21 protein-coding genes and 1 pseudogene are annotated in these 25,253 nt (G+C 71.5%); 10 read left to right on the forward strand and 12 right to left on the reverse strand.

The window, feature by feature from the left end:
* Positions 1–232 precede the first annotated feature (232 nt).
* Complete coding sequence (locus tag ACZ5NH_RS13560; RefSeq protein WP_468774996.1) at positions 233–2,005, reverse strand: acetyl/propionyl/methylcrotonyl-CoA carboxylase subunit alpha; 1,773 nt, start codon at positions 2,003–2,005, stop codon at positions 233–235.
* A 365-nt stretch (positions 2,006–2,370) separates the two neighbouring features.
* Between ACZ5NH_RS13560 and ACZ5NH_RS13565 the strand changes: the two are divergent.
* A pseudogene (locus tag ACZ5NH_RS13565) lies at positions 2,371–2,862 on the forward strand (hypothetical protein); the annotation flags it as partial.
* Between the two features lie 64 nt (positions 2,863–2,926).
* Here the strand turns inward: ACZ5NH_RS13565 and ACZ5NH_RS13570 are convergent.
* The 4 genes from ACZ5NH_RS13570 to ACZ5NH_RS13585 all read right to left on the reverse strand — a co-directional run bounded on the left by ACZ5NH_RS13570 (position 2,927) and on the right by ACZ5NH_RS13585 (position 5,666).
* Complete coding sequence (locus ACZ5NH_RS13570) at positions 2,927–3,559, reverse strand: Maf family protein (protein ID WP_388620059.1); 633 nt, start codon at positions 3,557–3,559, stop codon at positions 2,927–2,929.
* A 32-nt stretch (positions 3,560–3,591) separates the two neighbouring features.
* On the reverse strand, positions 3,592–3,720 hold the full coding sequence (gene mmpB / locus ACZ5NH_RS13575) for a morphogenic membrane protein MmpB (RefSeq protein ID WP_451002638.1): 129 nt from the start codon (positions 3,718–3,720) through the stop codon (positions 3,592–3,594).
* 134 nt (positions 3,721–3,854) lie between these two features.
* Positions 3,855–4,064, reverse strand: coding sequence for an acyl-CoA carboxylase epsilon subunit (locus tag ACZ5NH_RS13580; protein WP_451551632.1), 210 nt, complete (start codon positions 4,062–4,064; stop codon positions 3,855–3,857).
* A gap of 9 nt (positions 4,065–4,073) precedes the next feature.
* Positions 4,074–5,666, reverse strand: coding sequence for an acyl-CoA carboxylase subunit beta (locus tag ACZ5NH_RS13585; RefSeq protein ID WP_450981632.1), 1,593 nt, complete (start codon positions 5,664–5,666; stop codon positions 4,074–4,076).
* A 111-nt stretch (positions 5,667–5,777) separates the two neighbouring features.
* Here ACZ5NH_RS13585 and ACZ5NH_RS13590 point away from each other — a divergent pair, with 111 nt between their 5' ends.
* Both ACZ5NH_RS13590 and ACZ5NH_RS13595 read left to right on the forward strand, forming a co-directional pair.
* Complete coding sequence (locus ACZ5NH_RS13590; RefSeq protein WP_468774999.1) at positions 5,778–6,638, forward strand: biotin--[acetyl-CoA-carboxylase] ligase; 861 nt, start codon at positions 5,778–5,780, stop codon at positions 6,636–6,638.
* Positions 6,639–7,224: 586 nt separating this feature from the next.
* Entirely contained in the window at positions 7,225–8,331 is a 1,107-nt protein-coding gene (locus ACZ5NH_RS13595) for an adenylate/guanylate cyclase domain-containing protein (RefSeq protein WP_388620071.1), read from the forward strand.
* A gap of 14 nt (positions 8,332–8,345) precedes the next feature.
* On the opposite strand, the gene ACZ5NH_RS13600 is transcribed toward ACZ5NH_RS13595, so the two are convergent.
* Positions 8,346–8,969, reverse strand: a complete 624-nt coding sequence (locus tag ACZ5NH_RS13600; protein ID WP_468775001.1) for a hypothetical protein — start codon at positions 8,967–8,969, stop codon at positions 8,346–8,348.
* Positions 8,970–9,177: 208 nt separating this feature from the next.
* Between ACZ5NH_RS13600 and ACZ5NH_RS13605 the strand changes: the two genes are divergently transcribed.
* The 3 genes from ACZ5NH_RS13605 (at position 9,178) to hutH (ending at position 12,820) form a co-directional block, all read left to right on the forward strand.
* Positions 9,178–9,972: an enoyl-CoA hydratase/isomerase family protein gene (locus ACZ5NH_RS13605; protein WP_388620077.1), complete on the forward strand. Its 795-nt coding sequence runs from the start codon at positions 9,178–9,180 to the stop codon at positions 9,970–9,972.
* A 75-nt stretch (positions 9,973–10,047) separates the two neighbouring features.
* Complete coding sequence (locus tag ACZ5NH_RS13610) at positions 10,048–11,193, forward strand: GGDEF domain-containing protein (protein WP_388620079.1); 1,146 nt, start codon at positions 10,048–10,050, stop codon at positions 11,191–11,193.
* An 88-nt stretch (positions 11,194–11,281) separates the two neighbouring features.
* Positions 11,282–12,820 (forward strand): histidine ammonia-lyase, encoded by a 1,539-nt coding sequence (gene hutH, locus ACZ5NH_RS13615; protein WP_468775464.1) that lies wholly within the window; start codon positions 11,282–11,284, stop codon positions 12,818–12,820.
* A gap of 52 nt (positions 12,821–12,872) precedes the next feature.
* Here hutH and ACZ5NH_RS13620 read toward each other — a convergent pair whose 3' ends face one another.
* Genes ACZ5NH_RS13620 through ACZ5NH_RS13630 form a run of 3 tightly spaced genes read right to left on the reverse strand, consistent with a single transcriptional unit; the run spans position 12,873 to position 14,014 of the window.
* Positions 12,873–13,337: a hypothetical protein gene (locus ACZ5NH_RS13620; RefSeq protein WP_468775004.1), complete on the reverse strand. Its 465-nt coding sequence runs from the start codon at positions 13,335–13,337 to the stop codon at positions 12,873–12,875.
* A gap of 44 nt (positions 13,338–13,381) precedes the next feature.
* Entirely contained in the window at positions 13,382–13,648 is a 267-nt protein-coding gene (locus tag ACZ5NH_RS13625; RefSeq protein ID WP_468775006.1) for a hypothetical protein, read from the reverse strand.
* Positions 13,649–13,690: 42 nt separating this feature from the next.
* Positions 13,691–14,014, reverse strand: a complete 324-nt coding sequence (locus ACZ5NH_RS13630; RefSeq protein WP_388620084.1) for an LPXTG cell wall anchor domain-containing protein — start codon at positions 14,012–14,014, stop codon at positions 13,691–13,693.
* A 109-nt stretch (positions 14,015–14,123) separates the two neighbouring features.
* On the opposite strand from ACZ5NH_RS13630, the gene ACZ5NH_RS13635 reads away from it, so the two are divergent.
* From ACZ5NH_RS13635 to ACZ5NH_RS13645, 3 genes are all read left to right on the forward strand, one after another.
* Positions 14,124–14,465, forward strand: a complete 342-nt coding sequence (locus ACZ5NH_RS13635; RefSeq protein WP_468775008.1) for a hypothetical protein — start codon at positions 14,124–14,126, stop codon at positions 14,463–14,465.
* A gap of 223 nt (positions 14,466–14,688) precedes the next feature.
* Positions 14,689–15,936: a L,D-transpeptidase gene (locus ACZ5NH_RS13640; RefSeq protein ID WP_468775010.1), complete on the forward strand. Its 1,248-nt coding sequence runs from the start codon at positions 14,689–14,691 to the stop codon at positions 15,934–15,936.
* 426 nt (positions 15,937–16,362) lie between these two features.
* Positions 16,363–19,668 (forward strand): S8 family peptidase, encoded by a 3,306-nt coding sequence (locus ACZ5NH_RS13645; protein WP_468775012.1) that lies wholly within the window; start codon positions 16,363–16,365, stop codon positions 19,666–19,668.
* An 86-nt stretch (positions 19,669–19,754) separates the two neighbouring features.
* On the opposite strand, the gene ACZ5NH_RS13650 is transcribed toward ACZ5NH_RS13645, so the two are convergent.
* Entirely contained in the window at positions 19,755–20,666 is a 912-nt protein-coding gene (locus ACZ5NH_RS13650) for a helix-turn-helix domain-containing protein (protein ID WP_468775014.1), read from the reverse strand.
* Positions 20,667–20,836: 170 nt separating this feature from the next.
* Here ACZ5NH_RS13650 and ACZ5NH_RS13655 point away from each other — a divergent pair, with 170 nt between their 5' ends.
* Positions 20,837–21,877 (forward strand): NAD(P)-dependent alcohol dehydrogenase, encoded by a 1,041-nt coding sequence (locus tag ACZ5NH_RS13655; protein ID WP_468775016.1) that lies wholly within the window; start codon positions 20,837–20,839, stop codon positions 21,875–21,877.
* Between the two features lie 106 nt (positions 21,878–21,983).
* Here the strand turns inward: ACZ5NH_RS13655 and ACZ5NH_RS13660 are convergent, their stop codons facing one another.
* Together ACZ5NH_RS13660 and ACZ5NH_RS13665 are read right to left on the reverse strand one after the other, a co-directional pair.
* A complete protein-coding gene (locus tag ACZ5NH_RS13660; protein ID WP_468775018.1) occupies positions 21,984–22,700 on the reverse strand; it encodes a hypothetical protein in 717 nt (238 codons plus the stop codon).
* A 102-nt stretch (positions 22,701–22,802) separates the two neighbouring features.
* On the reverse strand, positions 22,803–25,238 hold the full coding sequence (locus ACZ5NH_RS13665) for a SpoIIE family protein phosphatase (protein ID WP_468775020.1): 2,436 nt from the start codon (positions 25,236–25,238) through the stop codon (positions 22,803–22,805).
* Between the last annotated feature and the right edge of the window lie 15 nt (positions 25,239–25,253).

Here is a 25,253-nt window from a genome sequence, read left to right on the forward strand (position 1 = left end):
CGGGGGGTCGCAGCTTGCCCGCCTCGCTGAAAGGCAAAACGCCCGGCAGGCCGACCGAAGTCGGTCCACCGGGCGTTACTCGGACTGGTGCCGTCAGCCCTCCTCGGTGGGGGTCCGTGCCCGACACGGACCGCGCCGCCAGGGGGTCGCAGCTTGCCCGCCTCGCTGAAAGGCAAAACGCCCGGCAGGCCGACCGAAGTCGGTCCACCGGGCGTTACTCGGACTGGTGCCGTCAGTCCTTGATCTCGCAGATCGCCGCGCCGGACGTGACGGAGGCGCCGACCTCCGCGCTCAGGCCCTTGATGGTGCCCGCCTTGTGCGCGTTGAGGGGCTGCTCCATCTTCATGGCCTCCAGGACGACGACCAGGTCGCCCTCCTTGACCTCCTGGCCCTCCTCGACCGCGACCTTCACGATCGTGCCCTGCATCGGGGAGGCGAGCGTGTCGCCGGAGGCGACGGGGCCGGACTTCTTGGCCGCGCGGCGCTTCGGCTTGGCGCCGGCCGCGAGGCCGGTGCGGGCCAGGGACATGCCGAGGGAGGCCGGGAGGGAGACCTCCAGGCGCTTGCCGCCGACCTCGACGACGACCGTCTCGCGGCCCGCGTCCTCCTCGGCCTCGGCCTCGGCGGGGGCGGCGAACGGCTTGATCTCGTTCACGAACTCGGTCTCGATCCAGCGGGTGTGGACCGTGAACGGGTCGGTGGAACCGGTCAGTTCGGGGGCGAACGCCGGGTCCACGACCACCGCGCGGTGGAAGGGGATCGCCGTGGCCATGCCCTCGACCTGGAACTCCTCCAGGGCGCGCGCGGCCCGCTCCAGGGCCTCCTTGCGGGTACGGCCCGTGACGATCAGCTTGGCCAGCAGGGAGTCCCACGCCGGGCCGATGACCGAGCCGGACTCCACGCCCGCGTCCAGGCGGACACCGGGGCCGGACGGGGCGTCGAACCGGGTGACCGTGCCGGGGGCGGGGAGGAAGTTGCGGCCCGGGTCCTCGCCGTTGATGCGGAACTCGAAGGAGTGGCCCCGCAGCGCCGGGTCGTCGTAGCCCAGCTCCTCGCCGTCGGCGATGCGGAACATCTCGCGCACCAGGTCGATGCCGGCGACCTCCTCGGTCACCGGGTGCTCGACCTGGAGGCGGGTGTTGACCTCCAGGAAGGAGATCGTGCCGTCCTGGCCGACCAGGAACTCGCAGGTGCCCGCGCCCTCGTAGCGGGCCTCCTTCAGGATGGCCTTGGAGGCGCGGTACAGCTCGGCGACCTGCTCGTCGCTCAGGAACGGGGCCGGGGCCTCCTCCACCAGCTTCTGGTGCCGGCGCTGCAGCGAGCAGTCACGCGTGGATACGACGACCACGTTGCCGTGCTTGTCGGCCAGGCACTGGGTCTCCACGTGCCGCGGACGGTCCAGGTAGCGCTCGACGAAGCACTCACCGCGGCCGAAGGCGGCGACCGCCTCGCGAACCGCCGAGTCGTACAGCTCGGGGACCTCTTCGAGGGTGCGGGCGACCTTCAGGCCGCGGCCGCCGCCACCGAAGGCGGCCTTGATCGCGATCGGCAGGCCGTGCTGCTCAGCGAAGGCCACGACCTCCTCGGCACCGCTCACCGGGTCCGGGGTGCCGGCCACCAGCGGGGCACCGGCGCGCTGCGCGATGTGGCGGGCGGCGACCTTGTCACCCAGGTCGCGGATGGCCTGCGGCGGCGGGCCGATCCAGATCAGGTCGGCGTCCAGCACCGCCTGGGCGAAGTCGGCGTTCTCCGACAGGAAGCCGTAGCCCGGGTGGATGGCGTCCGCGCCGGACTCGCGCGCCGCGTTCAGCACCTTCTCGATGTCCAGATAGCTGGTGGCCGGTGTGTCACCGCCCAGGGCGAACGCCTCATCCGCGACGCGGACATGCAGAGCGTCCCGGTCCGGGTCGGCGTAGACGGCCACGCTCGCGATCCCGGCGTCCCGACAGGCTCGGGCCACGCGGACAGCGATTTCGCCACGGTTGGCGATGAGCACCTTGCGCACGATTGAGGCTCCCTCCTTGAAACAAGCCGAGTTTAGGGACTGCCGACACGGCACTTCGACCCGTCCCCAGTGGTGAGCTTGCCCACACGGAGCGTGATTCGAGGCTCGCTCGACCGGCGAAAAGCCTTGTCGCACCCCGGTACGCAGGACTCCTCCGGGAAACCCTAGCCCGGCCATGTGGTCAAGGTCTCTGTGAGGGCGTGCTGCGGCCCACTCTGTTTCTTTGTCGAGTCCCTACGAATGGCCCAATGATTCTTTGCTGCCGCGCGAACCCTTGTCCCGGGGTTTACCCGTTAGTAGCGTGCGCGATGGCTCGAACGTACCTGTGGTAACAGTCAGCGCGGCTTGAGAGTGGGTGGGGACCGGTGGTGCGCAGACCGGTGGCGTGGGTCGTGGCGGTCGTCCTCCTGGCGGAGGCGGTCTTCGTCGCGGCGCTGAACTGGTTCCTCGGCGTGGTCGTCGACCGGCAGAAGATGTCCCTGGCCGGCCTCGATCCGCACATGATGTCGGTGTCCTCGAAGATCGGCGGGCTGGTCTTCGGCCTCTACTTCGCGCTGTGCGCCCTGGTGGCCCTCCTGGTCGCGATACGCGACCGCGCCCCGGCGGGCTTGGGTCGCGTCCTGCTGATCAGCGTGGCGGTCGTGCACGGCCTGCTGGGCGCCTTCACCTGGGGCCTGGTCGGCTGGACGGCGTTCCTGTTCATGGTGGCGGTGCTCGGCCTCGTCGTCCTGCTCCTGATGACGTACGACCGTGACGGCGGCCCGGAGCCGGCCGCGGCCGAGGGCGGTGCGGACGCGGGCGGCGACCCGAAGGCCGAGGCCGAACCGGTCACGGCTCCGGGCGCGGCCGGCTCGCCGGCCCCGCCTGCGGAGGAGCCGCAGGACGGGGACGACGAGCCCCAGGACTCCGTGCCCGCCCAGATCACTCGTCCGGTGACCACAACTCCGTGATACCGACGCCCAGTTCGGCCAGCAGCTTGCGCACCAGGGGCAGGCTGATGCCGATCACATTGCCGTGGTCGCCCTCGATGCCCTCGATGAACGGCGCCGAACGGCCGTCCAGGGTGAAGGCCCCGGCGACGTAGAGGGGTTCCCCGGAGGCCACGTACGCCGCGATCTCCTCGTCGCTGGGCTCACCGAAGAAGACCACGGTGGAGGCGGTGCCGGACACGTACCGCTTGGCCTCCGTGTCCCAGATGCAGTGCCCCGTCTGGAGGGTCCCGGCGCGCCCGCGCATCGCCTTCCAGCGGGCGGTCGCCTCCTCGGCGTCGGCGGGCTTGCCGAGGGCCTGCCCGTCCAGCTCCAGCACCGAGTCGCAGCCGATCACCAGGGCGCCCTGCACCTCCGGCTTCGCCGCCACGACCGAGGCCTTCGCCTCGGCCAGGGCGAGCGCCAGCTCCGCGGGGGTGGGGGCGGTGAGGGCGTCCTCGTCGACGCCGCTGACGATCACCTCGGGGTCGAGGCCGGCCTGACGGAGGAGGCCCAGACGGGCGGGGGACTTCGAGGCGAGCACGAGTCGCCTGCGGCGCGTAGACCTGCGGTGCGTAGCAGTCATGCGGTCAGGTTAGTCGCGGGGTGCCGTTCGGCTCACCTCAGGCCGATGGCCAGCATCGCCAGGATCATGGCGACGGCCATGAGAAGGCCGAGCCGCCGGAGCATGTCATGCGCTTCGCGCATGTCCTTCGGCGGCTCGTCTTCGGGGTCTGACCACAGCACTCGTCCAGCGTGCGGGCCGGTGGGGGTGGGCGCCTGAGTATGAGTACTCAATTGGCGCCCTGAGCTGTACCACTGTGCGCCCACGCGGCGGAGCCGCACATCGATACAGCCCCGCGCCCCTGAGTTGACACCCCTCAGCTCGGCCAGTAGGTGCGGGTCCATGACGCCGGCCCCGGCTTGGGCAGGTGGGCGGCGGCGATTCTGCTCGGGTCGGACCACGCGTCCCTCGGGCCCTTCGCGCCGGGCGGTGCCGCTGCTGCCGCCGCGGCGCGGGCGCGGACCACCGCCAGGGCGGCGGCCAGCTCCTCCGGGGTCGGGTTGCCCCGTACGACTCTGATCGTCACAGCGGCTCCTTACAGGGGGATGTTGCCGTGCTTCTTCGGAGGCAGGGATTCCCGCTTCGTGCGCAGCTGACGCAGGCCGCGGACGATGTGGGCACGGGTGTCGGACGGCATGATCACCGCGTCGATGTAGCCGCGCTCGGCCGCGATGTAGGGGTTGAGGAGGGTGTCCTCGTACTCCTGGATCAGCCGGGCCCGGGTGGCCTCGCCGTCTCCGGCGGACTCCGCCTCGGCGATGGTGCGGCGGTGCAGGATGTTGACCGCGCCCTGGGCGCCCATGACGGCGATCTGGGCGGTGGGCCAGGCCAGGTTGAGGTCGGCACCCAGGTGCTTGGAGCCCATGACGTCGTAGGCGCCGCCGAAGGCCTTGCGGGTGATGACCGTGATGAGCGGGACGGTGGCCTCGGCGTAGGCGTAGATCAGCTTGGCGCCGCGCCGGATGATGCCGGTGTGCTCCTGGTCGACACCGGGGAGGAACCCGGGTACGTCGACGAAGGTGAGCACGGGGATGTTGAAGGCGTCGCACGTGCGCACGAACCGGGAGGCCTTCTCGGACGCGTCGATGTCCAGGCAGCCGGCGAACTGCATCGGCTGGTTGGCGACCACGCCCACCGGGTGACCCTCGACCCGGCCGAAGCCGGTGAGGATGTTCGGCGCGAACAGCGACTGCGTCTCGAAGAACTCGCCGTCGTCCAGGACGTGTTCGATCACCGTGTGCATGTCGTACGGCTGGTTCGCGCTGTCCGGGACGACGGTGTCCAGCTCGCGGTCCTCGTCGTTGACCGCGAGGTCCGCCTCCTCCGGGAAGACCGGGGCCTCGGAGAGGTTGTTGGACGGCAGGTACGACAGCAGCTGCTTGACGTACTCGATGGCGTCCTTCTCGTCGCCGGCCATGTGGTGGGCCACGCCGGAGGCGGTGTTGTGGGTGCGGGCGCCGCCCAGCTCCTCGAAACCGACGTCCTCGCCCGTGACGGTCTTGATGACGTCCGGGCCGGTGATGAACATGTGGGAGGTCTGGTCGACCATGACCGTGAAGTCGGTGATCGCCGGGGAGTAGACCGCGCCGCCCGCGCAGGGGCCGACGACCAGGCTGATCTGCGGGATCACACCGGAGGCGTGGGTGTTGCGGCGGAAGATCTCGCCGTAGGCGCCGAGGGAGGCCACGCCTTCCTGGATGCGGGCGCCGCCGGAGTCGTTGATGCCGATGACCGGGCAGCCGGTCTTCAGCGCGAAGTCCATCACCTTGACGATCTTCTGGCCGTAGACCTCGCCGAGGGCGCCGCCGAAGACCGTGAAGTCCTGGGAGAACACGGCGACGGGGCGGCCGTCGACGGTGCCGTACCCGGTGACGACACCGTCCCCGTACGGCCGGTTCTTCTCCAGACCGAAGTTCGTGGACCGGTGCCGGGCGAACTCGTCGAGCTCGACGAAGGAGCCCTCGTCGAGCAGCAGCTCGATCCGCTCACGGGCCGTCAGCTTGCCCTTCGCGTGCTGCTTTTCGACGGCGCGCTCCGAGCCGGCGTGCGTCGCCTCGTGGATGCGGCGCTGCAGATCCGCGAGCTTGCCCGCGGTCGTGTGGATATCGATCTCTTCCGGCTCGGACATCGGGATCGCGGCTCCCTGCCTGCTCAAAAGGGGGGACGGTTACTCATCCGTAGAGTAGTGCTGGGCCTGTGGGTCGGCAGTGCGGCGTTTCCCACACCTAGGGTGACTTGCATGACGCCGCACAATGCATCAGACGACAGCCGCTGGTCCGACCTGGACCGTCCGCCCCTGAACGCCGCGGCACTGCGGCGCGCGCTGGTCCGGGAGGGGAGCCGGTACAGCGCGGTGGACGTGGTGCAGCGCACCGGCTCCACCAACGCCGACCTGGTCGCCCGGGCCGCCGCCGGGAAGGCCGAGGAGGGGGCGGTGCTGGTGGCGGAGGAGCAGACGGCCGGCAAGGGGCGCCTGGACCGCCGGTGGACGGCGCCGGCGCGCTCGGGCCTGTTCTTCTCCGTGTTCCTGCGGCCCGCCGAGGTGCCCGTGGCCCGGTGGGGCTGGCTGCCGCTGCTCACCGGTGTCGCCGTGGCGACCGGGCTGTCCCGGGCGGCGGGCGTGGACACGGCCCTGAAGTGGCCGAACGACCTGCTGGTGACCGTGGCGGGCGAGGAGCGCAAGGCGGGGGGCATCCTCGCCGAGCGGGCCGGTACGGACGGTGTGGTCATCGGCGTCGGCATCAACGTCACCCTGCGGGCGGAGGAGCTGCCGGTGCCGCAGGCGGGGTCGCTGGCGCTGGCCGGGGCGGTCTCGACGGACCGGGATCCGCTGCTGCGGGCGGCGCTGCGGGCGCTGGAGGACTGGTACGGGCGGTGGCGGGGCGCGGGGGGTGACCCCGCGGTGAGCGGTCTTCAGGAGACGTACGCGGCGGGGTGCGCCACGCTGGGGCGTGCCGTGCGGGCCGAGTTGCCGGGGGAGCGGTCGATCGTGGGCGAGGCGGTGGCGGTCGACGGGGACGGCCGTCTCGTCATCGCCACGGAGGCGGGGGTGCAGGAGCCTGTGGGTGCGGGGGACATCGTGCATCTGCGGCCTGCGTGAGCGGGTGCCTGCGGCGCGGGTGCCTACGGCCCTCTGCGGCTGGGTGGGGTGTGCGCGGGTGCCTACGGCCCTCTGCGGCTGGGTGGGGTGTGCGCGGGGGCCTGCGGCGCCTCTGCGGATGGATGGGAGCGCGCGTAGCGCCGAGTGCCGTTTTGGGGTCGGGGCCGCGCCGGGGGGTGTCCGTCCTCGGAACGGCGCGGAATCGGTCGGCCGGTCAGGTCCCGGTGTCGACGCGCCAACCGCTGCGGGCGGACACCCCCGGCACGTCCCCTGCCCGCCGTGGGCGGCTGGGGCGCCGCCGGGGCCAGGAAGCCGACGGCACGGGCAGCGCCCCAAAGGGGCGCGGGGAACTGCGCGAGCAGCCACGCTGGACCGGTGCTCGGCGACGGCGGGGTCGCCCCGGACCTGCCCCGATGCGGGGTCCGGGGGCGCAGCCCCCGGGGGTGGCCGGCGCCAACGTCGGGGAGCACATCCGGTACCGGGAATGGAACCGTCGGCCAAACCCAACGGAGTGAGCTGGCGCACACCTGCCGTAGAGTTGAGGCCGGTCGATACCTGACCGCGACAGATCGGAAGGGCAGCAGGCGTGACCGTCGACGACACGGGCTCCGGTGCGGGCGCGGACGCCGCCGACCCCGGCGAGGACCCGCTGGCCCTGCGCCTCGAACAGCTCATCCTGGGCGCCGAGCGCCGCTACACGCCGTTCCAGGCGGCCCGCAGCGCCGGTGTCTCCATGGAGCTGGCGTCCCGGTTCTGGCGGGCGATGGGGTTCGCGGACATCGGGCAGGCCAAGGCGTTGACGGAGGCCGACGTGCTCGCTCTGCGCCGGCTCGCCGGTCTCGTCGAGGCGGGGCTGCTCAGCGAGGCCATGGCGGTGCAGGTGGCCCGGTCCACCGGGCAGACCACCGCCCGGTTGGCCGAGTGGCAGATGGATTCCTTCCTGGAGGGCCTGACCGAGCCGCCCGAGCCCGGGATGACCCGCACCGAGGTGACGTACCCGATCGTCGAGCTGCTCCTGCCCGAGCTGGAGGAGTTCCTGGTCTATGTGTGGCGGCGGCAGCTCGCCGCCTCGGCCGGACGTGTTGTGCAGTCGGCCGACGACGAGGAGATGGTCGACCGGCGGCTCGCCGTCGGCTTCGCCGACCTGGTGGGGTTCACCCGGCTGACCCGGCGGATGGAAGAGGAGGAGCTCGGCGAGCTGGTCGAGGCCTTCGAGACCACCGCCGCCGACCTGGTGGCCGCGCGCGGCGGCCGGCTCATCAAGACCCTCGGCGACGAGGTGCTGTACGCGGCGGACGACTCCGGTACGGCCGCGGACATCGCGCTGCGCCTGGTCGAGACGCTGGCGAACGACGAGACCATGCCCGAGCTGCGGGTCGGCATGGCGTTCGGCACGGTCACCACTCGTATGGGTGATGTGTTCGGTACGACGGTCAACCTGGCTTCCCGGCTGACGTCCATAGCGCCCCGGGACGCCGTGCTGGTGGACAGCGCCTTGGCCGAGGAGCTGATCCGCACCGGCGAGGCTCCCGCCTCCGAGGCCGAGGCGGCCGAGGCCGCTGCCGCCGCCGAGAAGGAGGGCGAGGAGCCGCCGAAGTACCGCTTCGCGCTCCAGCCGATGTGGCAGCGCCCGGTGCGTGGCCTCGGTGTGGTGGAGCCCTGGCTGCTCACCCGCCGCGACGGCCAGTCGTAGGCGCTGCGACCTGCTCAGCGGACGTCCACGCACAGGCCGAGCACCGGTACGCACAACCCGCCCGGGCCTGGCGCGGGGGCGCTGTTGCCCGGCGCCGGGGTGGTCGGCGCGGGTGCGGCGGTCGTGGGGGCCGGGCGCGGCGCGGATGTCGTCGCCGAGGGCCCCGGTGTGGCGCCGGTGGTGGAGCCCGGAGCGGTCGGCAGGGCGGTCGCGGTCGGCGCGGTGGTGCGTCCCGCCGGTGCGCTCGGCGCCGCCGGACCGGTGGCCGTGGCCGTGGCCGTGTCGGCCGGCGCGAGGCTTCTGCCGCCCATGACGGAGGTCGCCGAGGGCACTGCGGTGGGGCCGGCGGCCGTCGTCGCGGCGGTGTTCGCCGCGTGGTCCGTGGCGCCGCCGCCGGCGCGGGGCTCGGCCTCCGCCGTGCCCGGGGCGCCGACGCCCGACTCCGGCGAGACCCGGACCAGGCTGAGCACGCCCGCCGCCAGGGCGAGACCGCCGGCCGCCAGCAGCACCTTGCGGGGGCGCGGTTTGCGGTGCCGACCGCGCCGTACGCCGGACGCACCGGCCGGCTCGCCGCGCTCTTCCGAGTCCCGGCCCTCTTCTTCCGTCTCCGCCGCACGTGCACGTATCGGTGCCGCCATGGTTCCCCTCCCCGGTTCCCCTCCCGGCCGTGCCCCGGGCGTGCCGTGGCGGACGCACGCTATGCGGTCCTGTGGGTGATGTGGGGTGAGAAGGCCGGGATGTCACTCGAACGGGCGTAGCCCCCTGGACTTTCCCGGGGTCGGCTGCGGCTGCGATGATCGGGCCGACAATGCGTTAACCGTGGTTAACAGTGAGCCGGAGGATGCCATGAGCGAGGAGCGGTTCGGGGAGTTCGTGCTGGTACGGCGGCACGGGCGGGTCGCGGAGCTGGTCATGGACCGGCCCAAGGCCATGAACGCCGTCTCGACGGAGATGGCCCGCTCCCTCACCGCCGCGTGCACGGCGCTGGCCGGCGACCGGGACGCGCGCGTGGTGGTCCTGACCTCCAGCCATGAGCGGGCGTTCTGCGTCGGCGCGGACCTGAAGGAGCGGAACTCCTTCAGCGACGCCGATCTGCTGCGGCAGCGGCCGCTGACGCGCGGCGCGTACACCGGGGTGCTGGAGCTGCCGATGCCGACCATCGCGGCGGTGCACGGGTTCGCGCTGGGCGGGGGCTTCGAACTGGCCCTGTCCTGCGACCTGATCGTGGCCGACCGTACGGCGGTGGTGGGGCTGCCGGAGGTGTCCGTGGGCGTGATTCCCGGCGGCGGCGGTACGCAGCTGCTGCCGCGGCGGGTCGGGGCGGCTCGGGCGGCTGAGCTGATCTTCTCGGCCCGGCGGGTGGAAGCGGCCGAGGCGGCCGAGCTGGGGCTGGTCGACCGGCTCGTGGACGAGGGCCGCGACCGCGAGGAGGCGCTGGCGCTGGCCGCCGGCATCGCCGGCAACTCACCGGTCGGCCTGCGGGCCGCCAAGCGTGCGCTGCGACTGGGGCACGGTCTGGACCTCCGGGCGGGCCTGGAGGTCGAGGACGCCGCGTGGCGTGCGGTGGCGTTCTCCGGGGACCGGGCGGAAGGCGTGGCGGCCTTCAATGAGAAGCGCAAGCCGGAGTGGCCCGGCGAGTGAGCGGCCTGTGACTCCACCCCACCTGTTCGCCCCGCCAATGTCCCGATTACCCCAAATCGTCCCTAACCTGGAGTAATGGGTGAGGATAGGCGGCTAGCCGCAGTCGTGGCGCTGGCGCAGGGCATGGCGGCGGCGCACACCCCGCGGGACTCGTGGCAGGCCGCCGCGCTCGGCGCCTGCCGGGCGCTGGACGGCAGCTTCGCCGCGCTGTCGGTGTGGGAGCGCGAGCTGGGCCGGCTGCGGGTCCTCGTGAACGTGGGAGACCGGCGCCCGGACGAAGAGGAGTTCCCCGAGTCCGAGGCCTATCCCGTGCACCAGTTCCCGGAGATCACCGAGTTCCTGCACGAGCGCTGGGCCGGCGGGGGCGGACCGAACGCATGGGTGGAGACGGCCGAGGGGACCGCCGCCGGCACCCCCGGGTACTTCCATCGGCGTGTCGCCGCCCTGCGGCGACGCGGACGCGGATGCTGTGTCGTCGCCCCCGTCCTGCTGCACGGCAGGGCCTGGGGCGAGTTGTACGTCGCCCGGCCCGTCGAGGCGCCCGTGTTCGACCGGGCCGACTCCGACTTCGCGACCGTGCTGGCCGCCGTCGTCGCGGCCGGGCTCGCGCAGACCGAGCGGCTGGAGGAGGCCCGCCGGCTCGCGTACACCGACGCCCTCACCGGACTCGCCAACCGCCGGGCCGTGGACGTGCGCCTGGAGGAGGCGGTCGAGCGGCATCGCACGGAGGGCGTGGTCGTCAGCCTCGTCGTCTGCGATCTCAACGGGCTGAAACGGGTCAACGACACCCTCGGGCACGCCGTCGGCGACCGGCTGCTGGAACGCTTCGGCTCGGTGCTGTCGCTGTGTGGCGCCATGGTGCCGGGCGCGCTGGTCGCGCGGCTCGGCGGGGACGAGTTCTGTCTGCTGGCCGTCGGGCCGCCCGCCGACGACGTGGTCAAGGCCGCCGACGAACTGTGCCGCCGGGCCGGGGAGTTGGAGCTGGGGGAAGGCGTGGCGTGCGGGGTCGCCTCGACCGAGGACCCGATCGGGGAGGTGCAGGACGCGCGGCGGCTGTTCCGGCTCGCCGACGCCGCCCAGTACCGGGCCAAGGCCCTGCGCGGCGACCGGCCGGTGGTGGCGGGCCGGGACGGGCCGCAGGACCCGGTCGTACGGCTGGCCGACGAGCCGCCGCACGTGTCGCCCGCCGAACGGCGCCGCTTCCGCGGGCGCCGGCCGTGAGGCGAAGCCCACACGGATCGGTAAGGGTCGCTCCCGTACTCCACTAGTGACATCCCTGCATTCAATGCGTACGCTCCTGAATATGGATATGCACACTGTGGTGGTGGGGACGTCGGGTGTCACGGCGTCCGACGTGCTCGCCGTGGCGCGCGGCGGGGCCCGTGTCGAACTGTCGGCGGAGGCGGTGGCGGCCCTGGCGGCGGCCCGGGAGATCGTGGACGCGCTGGCGGCCAAGCCGGACCCGGTCTACGGCGTCTCCACCGGCTTCGGCGCCCTGGCGACCCGGCACATCAGCCAGGAACTGCGCGCGCAGCTGCAGCGCAACATCGTCCGCTCGCACGCCGCCGGCATGGGGCCGCGGGTCGAGCGCGAGGTCGTACGTGCCCTGATGTTCCTGCGGCTGAAGACCGTCTGCTCCGGGCACACCGGCGTCCGGCCCGAGGTCGCGCAGACCATGGCGGACGTGCTCAACGCCGGGATCACCCCGGTCGTGCACGAGTACGGCTCCCTCGGCTGCTCCGGCGACCTGGCCCCGCTGTCCCACTGCGCCCTGGCCCTCATGGGCGAGGGGGACGCGGAGGGGCCCGACGGGGTCGTACGGCCCGCCGGCGAGCTGCTCGCCGAACACGGGATCAAGCCGGTCGAGCTGCGCGAGAAGGAGGGACTGGCCCTTCTCAACGGCACCGACGGCATGCTCGGCATGCTGATCATGGCCCTCGCCGACCTCGACACCCTCTACAAGTCCGCCGACGTCACCGCCGCCCTCAGCCTGGAGGCACTGCTCGGGACGGACAAGGTGCTCGCGCCGGAGCTGCACGCCATCCGCCCGCACCCGGGCCAGGGCGCCTCCGCCGCCAACATGCTGGCGGTGCTGAAGGGTTCGCAGCTCACCGGGCACCACCAGGACGACGCCCCCCGCGTCCAGGACGCCTACTCCGTGCGCTGCGCCCCGCAGGTCGCCGGTGCCGGGCGCGACACCATGGCGCACGCCCGCCTGGTCGCCGAGCGGGAGCTGGCCTCCGCCGTGGACAACCCGGTCGTGCTGCCCGACGGCCGCGTGGAGTCCAACGGCAACTTCCACGGCGCGCCCGTGGCCTACGTCCTGGACTTCCTCGCCGTCGCCGCCGCCGACCTCGGCTCCATCGCCGAGCGCCGCACCGACCGGCTGCTGGACAAGAACCGCAGCCACGGTCTGCCGCCGTTCCTCGCCGACGACGCGGGTGTGGACTCCGGCCTGATGATCGCCCAGTACACGCAGGCCGCCCTGGTCAGCGAGATGAAGCGGCTCGCCGTACCGGCCTCCGCGGACTCCATCCCGTCCTCCGCCATGCAGGAGGACCACGTGTCCATGGGCTGGTCGGCCGCGCGCAAGCTGCGCACCGCCGTGGACAACCTGACCCGGATCATCGCCATCGAGCTGTACGCGGCCACCCGCGCCATCGAGCTGCGCGAGGGCCTCACCCCGGCGCACGCCTCCCAGGCCGTGATCGAGGCCGTGCGCGCCGCCGGTGTGCAGGGGCCGGGCCCGGACCGGTTCCTGGCGCCCGACCTGGCCGCCGCCGACGCGTTCGTGCGTGAGGGGCACCTCGTCACCGCCGTGGAGTCGGTCACCGGCCCGCTGCAGTAACGTCTCCGCGCGAGAACAGGGGCCCTGCCGGTGCGGGGCCCCTGTTGTCGTGTCACTTCAGCTTGGCCAGCTGGGCTTTGACGACCTCCGGCGACACCGTGTACGCCTTCTTGGCCATGATCGCGCCCAGGTTCGTCGTGAAATAGACCGACAGGGTGTTTCCGAGCCGGACGACCTCGGCATGGGCGGGCGCCGGGTCCCCCTCGTCCGAGTTCATGGTCGCGGCGAACGCCACCGAACCGTCCCCGGTGCCCGTCGCCTTCTCCTCGGCGACCTTGGTGAACCGCAGCTTGGTACCGGCCTGCTGGGCGGGGAAGCCGCTCCCGCAGTCCTTCACCGCGGTGGAGACCGACGCGAGGGCCTTCTCGGCGCCGTCCCCGTCGTACGACGCCAGGGTGACCGTGGTGATGTCGCGGTCCAGGGACTTGTGCATCGTCTCCTCGGACTTCCCCTCGTCGAGGTCGTCCAGGGAGGTCGGCTTGGACGTGGGGGTCTTCTTCTGGTTCTCCGTCGCCATACGGTCGGTCCTGGCCGCCGTGTCGGCCGGCGGGAGCCCGCTCATCACACGGGCCAGCGGCCGACAGGACGCGCTGTCGCTGGTGATGGCCCTGGACCGGGTGGCCGCACCGCCCCCACCTTGAAGCCGGGCACCTCGCCCCCGGCGATGATCAGCTTCTTCAACTCCGCGGCGCCCAGCGCCTTCGCGGTCGTACCGGAGCCCTTCGCATCCCCGCCGGAATCCCCGCCGGAACAGCCCGTGACAAGGACGAACGACAGTGCACCCACAGCTGCCGTGGCGCACAGCCGTACGCCCGATGACCTCTTCATGGCCGAACTGTGTGCGGCCCGTCAAGGATTCGGCAAGGAAAACTAAAAGCCCAGGCGTTCGCGGCGCACCGAGTACACCACGAAGCCCGCTCCCACACCGAGGAAGAGGGTGCCGCCGACGACGTACGGCGTGGTGTCGATGCTTCCGGTGTCGGCGAGTTGGGTGTCGTCCGCCGCCTCCCGAGCGGTCTCGGCGGTCGCCTGCGACACCGCCCTGGCCTGCTGGGTCAGCTGTGTGGTGGAGGTTTCCGCGCTCGCTCTGCCCGAGGAGTCCTGCGACGCGTTCGCGGACGGGACGAACCACAGCGCGCACAACAGGGTGCCCGCGGCGGTGGCGGTCAGCAGCGGACGGCGAGCGGATGACACGGAATATCGATCCCCTTGTGACGCTGGCGAATTGGCCGTGGGGAGCGATGTTAGTGAAAGTCGCGGGTCACAGGAAAGTCACGGGAGGTTTCAGTCGTACGCTCGCGCCATGAACGCTGAAGAGACATCACGTTTTGTACGGCTTCGAGTGGAGCTGGTCCTCGAAGTGCAGGACGAGGACGCGGTCACCAAGGCCGCGCTGCGCCGGCTCGCCGCCGATCCGGAGCTGCCCGAGGCGGAGCGGAGCCAGGCCGAGGCCGCTGTGACGGAAGACACCGCGGAGGCCCTGGCATATCTCGTGGACCCGTTCGATCTGGTCAGCGAGGTGCCCGGGGTGGAGCTCCAGCAGGCGTCCTGGTCGAGTGAGCGGATCGACTACGACCCGGACTCGCCCGACTGGGAGCTGGATGAGGACGATGAGGAGGACGAGGACGAGGGCGGCATCGGCTGAGCGTTCCGGGACAGCGCTGACCCCGGACGGCAACCGCCGTCCGGGGTTTCGCCGTCTCGTGCAGGGACTGACTCCCGCACCACCGGCGCCCCCGCGCATCGCGGACGTGGTGTGCCCCACAGATCCCACGTGTGTGGAACGGGGCGGCGCGGCCGTAGCGTTGAAGGTTCTTGCGGGGGCACTCGGGGTTTTCGGCGAATCGGCGACGATGGAGAAGCGTGTGATGACGGACAGTAAGCGGCGCAAGGGTCTGATGGCCGCGTCCGCACTGCTCGGTGGTGTCCTGGCCCTCACGGGCTGTTCCGGCGGCGGCAACTCCAAGTCGTCCGACAAGGGTGAATCCTCGCAGGCCCAGGCCGACGCGGCGGCCGCGAAGAAGTCTTCCGAGGCCCAGATCACGATCACGCCGAAGGACGGCTCCGACAACGCGTCGATCAACAACTCCGCCGCCGTGACGGTCAGCAAGGGCACGCTCACCGGCGTCACCATGACCACCCAGGACGGCAAGGCCGTCGCCGGTCAGCTCTCCGCCGACAAGACGAGCTGGAAGCCCACCGTCCAGCTGCAGCGCTCGACCACCTACAAGGTCGCCGCGGCGGCCAAGGACGCCCAGGGCCGCATAGCCAACGAGAACGCCTCCTTCACCACCGTCTCCCCGGCCAACAGCTTCATCGGCACCTTCACCCCGGAGGACGGCTCCACGGTCGGTGTCGGCATGCCGGTCTCGATCAACTTCGACAAGGCGATCACCAACAAGGCGGCCGTGCAGAAGGGCGTCACGGTCACCTCCAGCAGCGGCCAGGAGGTCGCCTGCCACTGGTTCAACGCCAACCGCATGGACTGCCGTCCGGAGCAGTACTGGAAGGAAGGCGCCACCGTCACCCTGAAACTCGCCCTCGACGGCGTCCAGGGCGCGCCCGGCGTCACCGGCATCCAGCAGAAGACGGTCACCTTCCACATCGGCCGCAACCAGGTCTCCTACGTCGACGCGAAGACCAAGCAGATGAAGGTCACGCAGGACGGCAAGGTCGTCAAGACCATCCCGATCTCCGCCGGCGCCCCCGAGCACACCACCTACGAGGGCCAGATGGTGATCTCGGAGAAGTTCAAGCAGACCCGTATGAACGGCGCCACCGTCGGCTTCAAGGACTCCGACGGCAAGGGCGAGTACGACATCAAGGACGTGCCGCACGCCATGCGCCTGACCAACTCCGGCACCTTCATCCACGGCAACTACTGGGGCGCGCCGTCCGTCTTCGGCAACGTCAACACCAGCCACGGCTGTGTCGGCCTGCAGGACGTCAAGGGCGCCGGCGACGCGAGCACCCCGGCCGCCTGGTTCTACAGCAACTCCCTGATCGGTGACGTGGTCGTCGTCCAGAACACCGGCGACAAGACCGTCGCCCCGGACAACGGCCTAAACGGCTGGAACATGGACTGGGCCCAGTGGAAGGCCGGTTCGGCCGTCTGACGGTTCACGGTCCGACGACCCGTCCCACAGCTTCCCGGTGCCGCCCTTCGAGGGCGGCACCGCACCACTTCTGTTGACGTCGGTGTGGGCTCGCTGGGTCGGCCGATGTCGTCGCCGGGGTCAAGTGCGGGACCGTGCCTATGGAAGGAGCACGGGTTGACCTTCATCAGAACGCGGGCGCCTGACGGCCCGTAACTCCGCTCGCGGACAGTGCACTTCGCGGCTGTGTAACGGTGTCCCGGCCACGGCGTAACAGTTTCCCGTCGCTCTTTCTTACCGTCCTCTCATCCATTGAGCCGACTGATCACCCCCCGGCATACTGCGTGATCCGGGGATTGACGCTCATGCGTACGAGACCACCCCCGGTCGGGTGAACGGGGAATTCGCCCGCTACTCCATCTCCAGGGGGAGAACTTGCGCAGACAAGTGAAAAGAGCTGCTGCGGCCAGCGTGGCCACGGCCGCAGCCGTCGCCCTCGCAGCGGGTATGACCAGCCCGGCGTCGGCGAGGCCCGCCGAGCGCACCCCGGCCGCCGCCTCCGCGCTCGCGGCGAGGGCGAAGACCCATGTCACGCTCATCACCGGTGACCGTGTCGTCCTCGACGCCAAGGGCCGGATCGTCGGCCTCCAGCGGGCCAAGGGCCGCGAGCACATACCCTTCCAGGTCCGCAGGACCGATGGCCACACGCTGGTCATCCCGGTCGACGCGGCCCACCTGGTCGCCTCCGGCAAGCTGGACCAGCGCCTGTTCGACGTCACCGAGCTGAACAAGGCCGCCACCCGCCGGGCCCAGAGGAACGGCCTCAAGGTCATCGTCGGCTACACCGGATCCGCCGCGGCCGCCAAGGCGGACGTCCGTGGCGCGGGCAAGCTGCGCCGAAGCCTGAGCGCCCTCAACGCCGACGCCGTGCAGACGCCGGTCAAGGACACCGCCGCGCTGTGGCACGCCGTCACCCGCGGGGACACCACCGTCTCCGGCATCGCACACGTCTGGCTCGACGGCGTCCGCAAGGCCTCCCTCGACAAGTCCGTGCCGCAGATCGGCGCACCGGTCGCCTGGAAGGCCGGCTACACCGGCAAGGGCGTGAAGGTCGCCGTCCTGGACACCGGCGTGGACACCAGCCACCCGGACCTCAAGGACCAGGTGATCGCGTCCAGGAACTTCTCCGGCGCCGCCGACGCCACCGACCACTTCGGGCACGGCACCCACGTCGCCTCCATCGTGGCGGGCACCGGCGCCAAGTCGGGCGGCAAGTACAAGGGAGTCGCCCCGGACGCCGAGATCCTCAACGGCAAGGTCCTGGACGACACCGGCTCCGGTGACGACTCCGGCATCCTGGCCGGCATGGAGTGGGCGGCCCAGCAGGGCGCCTCCGTCGTCAACCTCAGCCTCGGCGGCTACGACAGCCCCGGCATCGACCCGCTCGAGGCCGAGGTCGACAAGCTGTCCGCCACCAAGGGCATCCTGTTCGCCATCGCCGCGGGCAACGACGGGCCCGACTCGATCAGCTCGCCGGGCAGCGCCGACGCCGCGCTCACCGTCGGCGCCGTCGACAAGAAGGACAAGCTCGCCGACTTCTCCTCCACCGGCCCGCGCCTCGGCGACTACGCCATCAAGCCCGACGTCACCGCGCCCGGCGTGGACATCACCGCCGCCGCTGCCAAGGGCAGCGTCATCGACCAGGAGGTCGGCGAGAAGCCCGAGGGCTACCTGACCATCTCCGGCACCTCGATGGCCACCCCGCACGTCGCGGGCGCCGCCGCGATCCTGAAGCAGGAGCACCCCGACTGGGGCTACGCCGAGCTGAAGGGCGCGCTGACCGGCTCCGCCAAGGGCGGCAACTACACGCCGTACCAGCAGGGTTCGGGCCGAATCGCGGTGGACAAGGCCATCGGGCAGTCCGTGATCGCCGACCCGGTGTCGGTGAGCTTCGGGATGCAGCAGTGGCCGCACACCGACGACAAGCCGGTCACCAAGAAGGTGACGTACCGCAACCTCGGCGACAAGGACGTCACGCTCAGCCTGAGCAGCACCGCCCTCGACCCCAAGGGCCACGCGGCCCCGTCCGGCTTCTTCAGGCTCGCCGCGACGAAGCTGACGGTCCCCGCGCACGGCAAGGCCTCCGTCGGCCTCACCGTCGACACCAGGCTCGGCGGCACCCTCGACGGCGCCTACTCCGCGTACGTGACCGCGACCGGCGCCGGCCAGACGGTCCGCACGGCCGCCGCGGTGGAGCGCGAGGTGGAGTCGTACGACATCACGCTCAAGGTCATCGGCCGTGACGGCAAGCCGGGCCAGTTCTACAACGCCACCCTCAGCGGTGTGGCCGGTCTGGCGAGCGGCACGGAGCTGAGCCCGTACGACAAGTCCGGCACGGTGAAGGTGCGCGCGCCCAAGGGCACGTACATCCTGAACTCCGCCGTCTTCGTGGACAAGAACGGCACCAAGGGCACCGACTGGATCGCCGAACCGAAGCTGACCGTCTCCAAGAAGCAGACCGTCACCATCGACGCGCGCAAGGCCAGGCCGGTGGACATCACCGTCCCGGCCTCGGGCGCCAAGCCTGAGTTCGCCGCACCGGGGTACTCCCTGACGCTCGGCGACGGTGAGTACAGCTACAGCTGGTTGCTGGACTCGTACAGGAACTTCCGCACCGCCCACCTGGGCCCGAAGCTGCCCGCCGGCCAGCTGTTCCAGCAGTGGGACGGCCACTGGAGCAAGGGCATGAGCGAGGAGTACGACGTCACCTCCGGCGGCCCGGTCAGACAGCTCGCCACCGGCTACACCAAGCACTGGAAGACGGGTGAGCTGGCCACCGTCAAGGCCCGGCTCGGGGCCGCGGCGAGCGGCAAGACCGGCTCGATCAGCGCCATCGGCTGGCTGCCCGGCAGCTCCAGCGCCTCCTCCGTGGGCATCCCGCAGAAGCTGCCCGGCACCCGCACCCTGCACGTGTCCGCGGGCGGCGGGGTCCTGTGGGACCTGGACTTCAGCCAGTACGGCGGGCGCGACCAGGACGGCTTCCCGGTCCAGGACGCGGGCTACACGCTCGGCCAGTCCTCCTTCAAGGCCGGCCACAGCTACACCCGTACGGTCAACACCGCCGTCTTCGGCCCGCACGTCGACAAGGACCTCGGCCTGTTCCGCAACGGCGACGAGATCTACGGTTCGCTGCCGCTGTTCGCCGACTCCGGCAGCCACGCCGGGTACTCGGAGTTCACCTCGGTGAACACGACCCTGTACCGCGACGGCACCAAGGTCGGCTCCAACGAGGACCCGCTGTTCGGCGACACGACCTTCAAGGTCCCGGCCGGTGACGCCGCGTACCGGCTGACCACCTCGGTCGAGCGCTCGGCGAAGGTCGCCCAGGCCTCCTCGCGGATCGACGCGACCTGGACCTTCCGCTCCAAGAAGGTGTCCGGCGCCGCCGTCCAGCTCCCGGCCTCCGTGCTGCACTACGGCGCCACGACCGGCCTGGACAGCCGGGTCGCCGCCCGCAGGACCGTCACCTTCCCGGTCACCGTCGAGGGCTCGGCCGCGGGCCGCAACCTCAAGTCCCTCGCGGTGTACGTCTCCTACGACGGCAAGACCTTCACGAAGGTCGACGTCCGCGGCGGCAGGATCACCGTGAAGAACCCGGCGAAGGGCAAGTCCGTCTCCTTCCGCGCCGAGATCACCGACAGGCAGGGCAACACGTCGGAGATCACGATCTACGACGCGTACTTCGGCAAGTAGAGCCGTAGCGCCCGCTGAACGAGCGAGGGGCACCCGGAGCGAGGCTCCGGGTGCCCCTTCGTCGTACGAACGCGCCGTACGAAGGTCTACGCCGACGGCACCGCGCGCGTCGCGTCCGTGCCCCAGCTGGCCAGGAGGCGCAGGGAGTCGGCGGACGGGGAGCCCGGCTCGGCGTGATAGGTGATCAGCGACTGCTCGGAGTCGTCCGCCAGGCGGAAGCCCTCGAAGTTCAAGGAGAGATCGCCGACCAGCGGGTGGTGCAGACGCTTGACGCCATGGCTCTTCTCCTTGACGTCGTGCGTCGCCCACAGCCGGCGGAACTCCTCGCTCTTGACGGAGAGTTCGCCGACGAGCGCCGACAGCTTCGGGTCGTCCGGGTGGCAGCCCGCGTCCATGCGCAGGGCGCAGACGATGTCGATCGCCTTCTGCTCCCAGTCGATGAACAGCTCGCGGTAGTCCGGGTGCAGGAACACCAGACGCGCCCAGTTGCGCTCGCCCGCCGGCAGCTCCGCCCAGTCGCCGAAGACGGCCGCCGCCATCCGGTTCCAGGCGAGGATCTCCGAGCGGCGCCCCACGACGTACGCCGGTACGCCGTCCATCGTGTCCAGCAGCTGCCGCAGCGCGACCCGGACCTGCTGCTGCCGTGCCGCCGGCTTCTTCTTGTGCGACTTCGGCTTGGCCAGGTGGGTCAGATGCGCGTGCTCGGCGTCCGTCAGCCTGAGCGCCCGGGCGATCGAGTCCAGGACCTCCGCCGAGACGTTCCGGCCGTTGCCCTGTTCCAGCCGGGTGTAGTACGCCACCGACACCCCGGCCAGCTGCGCCAGCTCCTCGCGGCGCAGCCCCGGCACCCGCCGGTGCCGTCCGAAGTCCGGCAGCCCCACGTCCTCCGGCTTCAGCCGGGCCCGCCGGCTGCGCAGGAACTCGCTCAGCTCGGCCCGCCGGTCCAGCGGCCGCCCGGCGGCCGCTGCGGCCTGCGGTGCTGAGTCCCTGTGTGCCATACGTCCAGTATTCCTGGTCGTACGCGCACCAGCCTGACCCCGCCAGTGGTAGGCACAGCGGTCGTACGCAAAGGCGTGGTCTGGGTGGCCGGCCGGGACCGCGGCAGGCTGGGGGCCGTGCCCGGTCGGAAGGCGGCCGGGCACGGAACACCTGCTAGGAGAACCCCGGCATGACCACTGTTGCTGCGTACGCCGCCCCCGCCGCGAAGGCTCCGCTGGAGCGGACCACCATCGAACGGCGGGCGGTCGGCGAGTTCGACGTCCTGATCGACATCAAGTTCGCCGGAATCTGCCACTCCGACATCCACCAGGCCCGCGAGGGCTGGGGCGAGGCCATCTTCCCGATGGTGCCCGGCCACGAGATCGCCGGCGTGGTCTCCGAGGTCGGTCCCGGTGTGACGAAGTTCGCCGTCGGGGACCGGGTGGGCGTCGGCTGCATGGTCGACTCCTGCCGTGAGTGCGAGAACTGCCTGGGGGGTCTGGAGCAGTTCTGCCTCAAGGGCATGGTCGGCACGTACAACGCCGTCGGCAGGGACGGTGAGCCCACCTACGGCGGCTACTCCGAGAAGATCGTCGTCGACGAGAACTACGTCGTGCGCATCCCCGACGGCCTGTCGCTGGACGTGGCGGCCCCGCTGCTCTGCGCCGGCATCACCACCTACTCGCCGCTCCGGCACTGGAACGCGGGCCCCGGCAAGAAGGTCGCCGTGGTCGGACTGGGCGGCCTGGGCCACATGGCCGTCAAGATCGCGCACGCGATGGGCGCCGAGGTGACCGTCCTGTCGCAGTCCCTGCGCAAGAAGGACGACGGCCTGAAGCTGGGCGCCGACCACTACTACGCCACCAGCGACCCGAAGACCTTCGCCGAGCTGGCCGGCACCTTCGACCTGATCGTCTCCACGGTCTCGGCGCCGATGGACTTCGGCGCGCTGCTGTCGCTGCTGAAGGTGGACGGCGCGCTGGTCAACGTGGGCGCGCCCGAGGAGCCCATCGCCCTGAACCTGTTCTCGGTGATCGGCGGCCGCAAGACCCTCGCGGGTTCGATGATCGGCGGCATCGCCGAGACCCAGGAGATGCTGGACTTCTGCGCGGAGCACAGCATCGGCGCCGAGATCGAGCTGATCAGCGCGGAGCAGGTCAACGAGGCGTACGAGCGGGTGCTGTCGAGCGACGTCCGCTACCGCTTCGTGATCGACACGGCGACCATCTGACGGGCGGCCGGCTCCGGGTGCCCCTGGCGCCGGGTGCGGGGACGCCGTGGTCGCTCGTGCGGTTCCCGCGCCCGCCCCTTCGGGGGCGGGCGTGTGCGGCTCGGGCCTAGGCGATCGAGAACGCTTCCCCCGCGCGGCAGGCCCGCACGAGCACCCCGCCGTCCCCGTCCGGCCGCACGACATGGGCGCGCCCCAGCCCCGCCACCCGGACCTCGCCGTCCACCACGTGGAGCAGGGTGCTCTCGTCCACGGCGACCCCGTACGGCGCCGCACCCCGCCCGACCGCCGCGACCAGCCGTGCGAGCGTCCCCCACTGGGCGGCGTGGACGTCCACCGCGAACGGCACCAGGCCGAGCCCTGCCCGCACCTCGATCTCCGCCAGGTCCTCCCCGGTCTCCTCCGGGCACACCGGCACCCCGTCCACCAGCCACCCGCCGACCACGGCCCGCCGGGCGGCGACCGCGGCACCGGCGGAGAACCCGGCGTACGGCATCCCGCGCCCGGCGAGCAGCGCCGGCAGCCGCTCCAGGCAGTCCGCGAGCGCCTCCTGGTACGCGGGCGTCAGCCCACCGCACACCAGCAGCCCGTCGACCCCGTCCAGCGCCGACTCCGGCTCGAACCGGCCGCCGAGCGGCACGAGCAACGGCACGGGAGTGCCCGCTCCCGCCTTGCCCAGCACCTCGGCATACCGCTCGAACTGCGCCGGCCCGTCCCCCTCGTCGACGATCAGGCACCCGATGCGCCGGCCTGCGCCGACCGCCCCGACGAACGGCTCGTACACCATGGCGGTGTCCCACCCGCCGCCGATCAGAAACGTGCTCACCGGTTTCCTCCCCGTCGCCGCGCACCTTGCGCGGCCTCCCCGAGCTGGCGAACGGTGAATCTACGGGGGAGGGCCCGCCTGCGTCGCCGGAATTACGGGGCCTCATGCGGGCGGCAGAGGCTGCTCCGTCCAGACGGTCTTGCCGTCGTGGCTGTAGCGGGTGCCCCACCGCTCGGTGAGCTGCGCGACCAGGAAGAGCCCGCGTCCGCCCTCGTCCGTGCTGAGGGCCCGTCGCAGGTGGGGGGACGTGTGGCTGGTGTCGGACACCTCGCAGATCAGAGAGTGCGTACGGATGAGGCGCAGGGTGACGGGGCCGGCCGCGTACCGGTAGGTGTTGGTGACGAGTTCGCTGGCGACCAGCTCGGTGGTGAAGGCCAGTTCGGTCAGTCCCCACTCGGTCAGTTTCGCCGTGACCAACTCCCTGGCTCGGGCGGCGGCGGTCGCTTCCAGGGGCAGCTGCCACGAGGCGACGTTCTGTGGCCGTAGCGCCCGGGTACGAGCGATGAGCAGCGCGATGTCGTCGGTGGGGAGGTGGCCCTTGGGCAGCAGCGCTTCGACCGTGGCGTTGCAGGTCTGGTCCAGAGGTTCGGTGGGGTCGGTGAGACACGCGCGCAGGTTCTCCAGCGCGGCGTCTATGTTGCCGTTGCGTGCCTCCAGGAGGCCGTTGGTGTAGAGCGTGAGCAGGCTGCCCTCCGGGAGGTCCAGGTCGTACGTTTCGAACGGCAGCCCGCCCAGGCCCAGCGGTGGACCCGCGGGCAGATCCAGCACGGTCACCTCGCCGTCGGGGGTGGACGCCATCGGCGCCGGGTGGCCGGCGCGTGCGAGGGAGCAGCGCTGGGAGACCGGATCGTAGACGGCGTAGAGGCAGGTGGCCCCGAGCACCTGCTCGATGGCCGACCGGTTGCCGTCATCGTTCGCCTCCTGTTCGGCGGCCAGCAGACTGACCAGATCGTCGAGGCGCGCCACCACCTCGTCCGGTTCCAGGTCGAGGCTGGCCAGGGTGCGCGCGGCGGCACGCAGACGGCCCATCGAGGCCGCGGCGTGGATTCCGTGGCCGACCACGTCCCCCACCACGAGGGCGACCCGGGCCCCTGACAACGGGATCACGTCGAACCAGTCACCGCCGATGCCCGGTTCACCGCTGGCTGGGAGGTACCGGCAGGCCACCTCCACGGCCGGCAGGTCGGTCGCCGCGCTCGGCAGCAGACTGCGCTGAAGAGTCAGCGCGGCTCTCTGCTGCTGGGTGAAGCGGCGCGCGTTGTCGATGCACACGGCCGCGCGCGAGGAGAGCTCCTGGGCCACCGCGGCATCGTCGTCCTCAAAAGGCTCCGCATTGCGCGACCGCCACAGGCTCACCACGCCCAGTACCAGGCCGCGCGCGACCAGGGGGACCGCGATCAGCGAATGAACGCCGAGGCCCAGGGCGATCTCGGTCCTCCGCCGGTCCATGTCGTACCACTCGGGGCGCAGGGACAGAAGCCCTTCGAGAATCGGGCGACGCTCGGCCAGGCACCGCGCCTGTGGGGATTCCGGAAGCAGCGGGACCACCTCGCCCTCCTGGAACGGGACGCGGCGTTCCGGTGGTGCGAGCGCGGTCCGGAGCAGCGGGCCTGCCGTACCGGGAACTGGTTCGTCGCCCAGCGTCACGGGTTTGAGGAGGTCGACCGAGCAGTGGTCGGCCAGGCCGTGGACGGCCACCTCGGCCAGTTCCCGAGCCGTCTGTGCCACGTCCAGCGAGGTTCCGATGCGGGCGCTCGCCTCGTTCAGCAGGGCGAGTCTGCGTTGCGCCCGGTGGCGGTCGGTCACGTCCTCGATCGTCTCGGCCACGCCGAGAACCCGGCCCGAGGGGTCTTCCATCCGGAACGCCGAGACGGACACGATCCGTTCCCGGCCCGGATCGTGGCGTGCCCGGGCGGACTGTTCCGTGAAGATCAACGGCTCGCCGGTCTCCAAGACGTGCCGTACCCGTTCCTCTGCCGGACCTGCGTCCTCGTCGACCATGAACTCGCGGGGTCGACGGCCTATCGGCGCCGAGGCCGGGACGCCGCTCGCCTTTTCGACCGCGCGGTTGACCCGGATCACCCTCCTGTCCGGGCCGTGGACGACCAGGCCGATCGGGGACCGGTGGTACAGCCCGTCCAGCAGCGCACGGTCCCGCTGCCAGGCGATCACCTCCGGAGCAGGAGCGCCGACCAGGAGCCATTCCTGACCGCCGCCCTCCCGGGTGACCGCACGGGCCCGGAAACCCATCTCCACACGGCGTCCGTCGCGGTGCCGGACGGTCAGGACGCCGAACCATCCCCCCGCCTTCATGGCGTCCGCGACGACGGACCGCGCGACGGGCAGGTCACGGGCGTCGATCAGGAAGTCCTGCCAGGCGCGTCCGATCACTTCCTTGGCCGGATAGCCGAGCAACTCCTGCGCACGTGCGCTCCAGCCGACCACGGTGCCTTGATCGTCGAGCACGGCCGAGGCGCCACGCCCGAGGGCGAACGGATCCTCCGGACTCTCGCTGAAATGAATCGACGGCGTCCCCATAGCCACCACCTTGCC

The organism is Streptomyces sp. NPDC031426, from assembly GCF_055581585.1.

What these genes read in the sequence shown, in the direction of transcription:
- hutH (WP_468775464.1), top strand. Translation starts at nt 11,282, where the DNA reads ATGCACACTGTGGTGGTGGGGACGTCGGGTGTCACGGCGTCCGACGTG.
- ACZ5NH_RS13610 (WP_388620079.1), top strand. Translation starts at nt 10,048, where the DNA reads ATGGGTGAGGATAGGCGGCTAGCCGCAGTCGTGGCGCTGGCGCAGGGC.
- ACZ5NH_RS13605 (WP_388620077.1), top strand. Translation starts at nt 9,178, where the DNA reads ATGAGCGAGGAGCGGTTCGGGGAGTTCGTGCTGGTACGGCGGCACGGG.
- ACZ5NH_RS13665 (WP_468775020.1), bottom strand. Translation starts at nt 25,238, where the DNA reads ATGGGGACGCCGTCGATTCATTTCAGCGAGAGTCCGGAGGATCCGTTC.
- ACZ5NH_RS13625 (WP_468775006.1), bottom strand. Translation starts at nt 13,648, where the DNA reads ATGAAGAGGTCATCGGGCGTACGGCTGTGCGCCACGGCAGCTGTGGGT.
- ACZ5NH_RS13620 (WP_468775004.1), bottom strand. Translation starts at nt 13,337, where the DNA reads ATGGCGACGGAGAACCAGAAGAAGACCCCCACGTCCAAGCCGACCTCC.
- ACZ5NH_RS13650 (WP_468775014.1), bottom strand. Translation starts at nt 20,666, where the DNA reads ATGGCACACAGGGACTCAGCACCGCAGGCCGCAGCGGCCGCCGGGCGG.
- ACZ5NH_RS13570 (WP_388620059.1), bottom strand. Translation starts at nt 3,559, where the DNA reads ATGACTGCTACGCACCGCAGGTCTACGCGCCGCAGGCGACTCGTGCTC.
- ACZ5NH_RS13600 (WP_468775001.1), bottom strand. Translation starts at nt 8,969, where the DNA reads ATGGCGGCACCGATACGTGCACGTGCGGCGGAGACGGAAGAAGAGGGC.
- ACZ5NH_RS13585 (WP_450981632.1), bottom strand. Translation starts at nt 5,666, where the DNA reads ATGTCCGAGCCGGAAGAGATCGATATCCACACGACCGCGGGCAAGCTC.
- ACZ5NH_RS13635 (WP_468775008.1), top strand. Translation starts at nt 14,124, where the DNA reads ATGAACGCTGAAGAGACATCACGTTTTGTACGGCTTCGAGTGGAGCTG.
- ACZ5NH_RS13590 (WP_468774999.1), top strand. Translation starts at nt 5,778, where the DNA reads ATGACGCCGCACAATGCATCAGACGACAGCCGCTGGTCCGACCTGGAC.
- ACZ5NH_RS13640 (WP_468775010.1), top strand. Translation starts at nt 14,689, where the DNA reads ATGACGGACAGTAAGCGGCGCAAGGGTCTGATGGCCGCGTCCGCACTG.
- ACZ5NH_RS13655 (WP_468775016.1), top strand. Translation starts at nt 20,837, where the DNA reads ATGACCACTGTTGCTGCGTACGCCGCCCCCGCCGCGAAGGCTCCGCTG.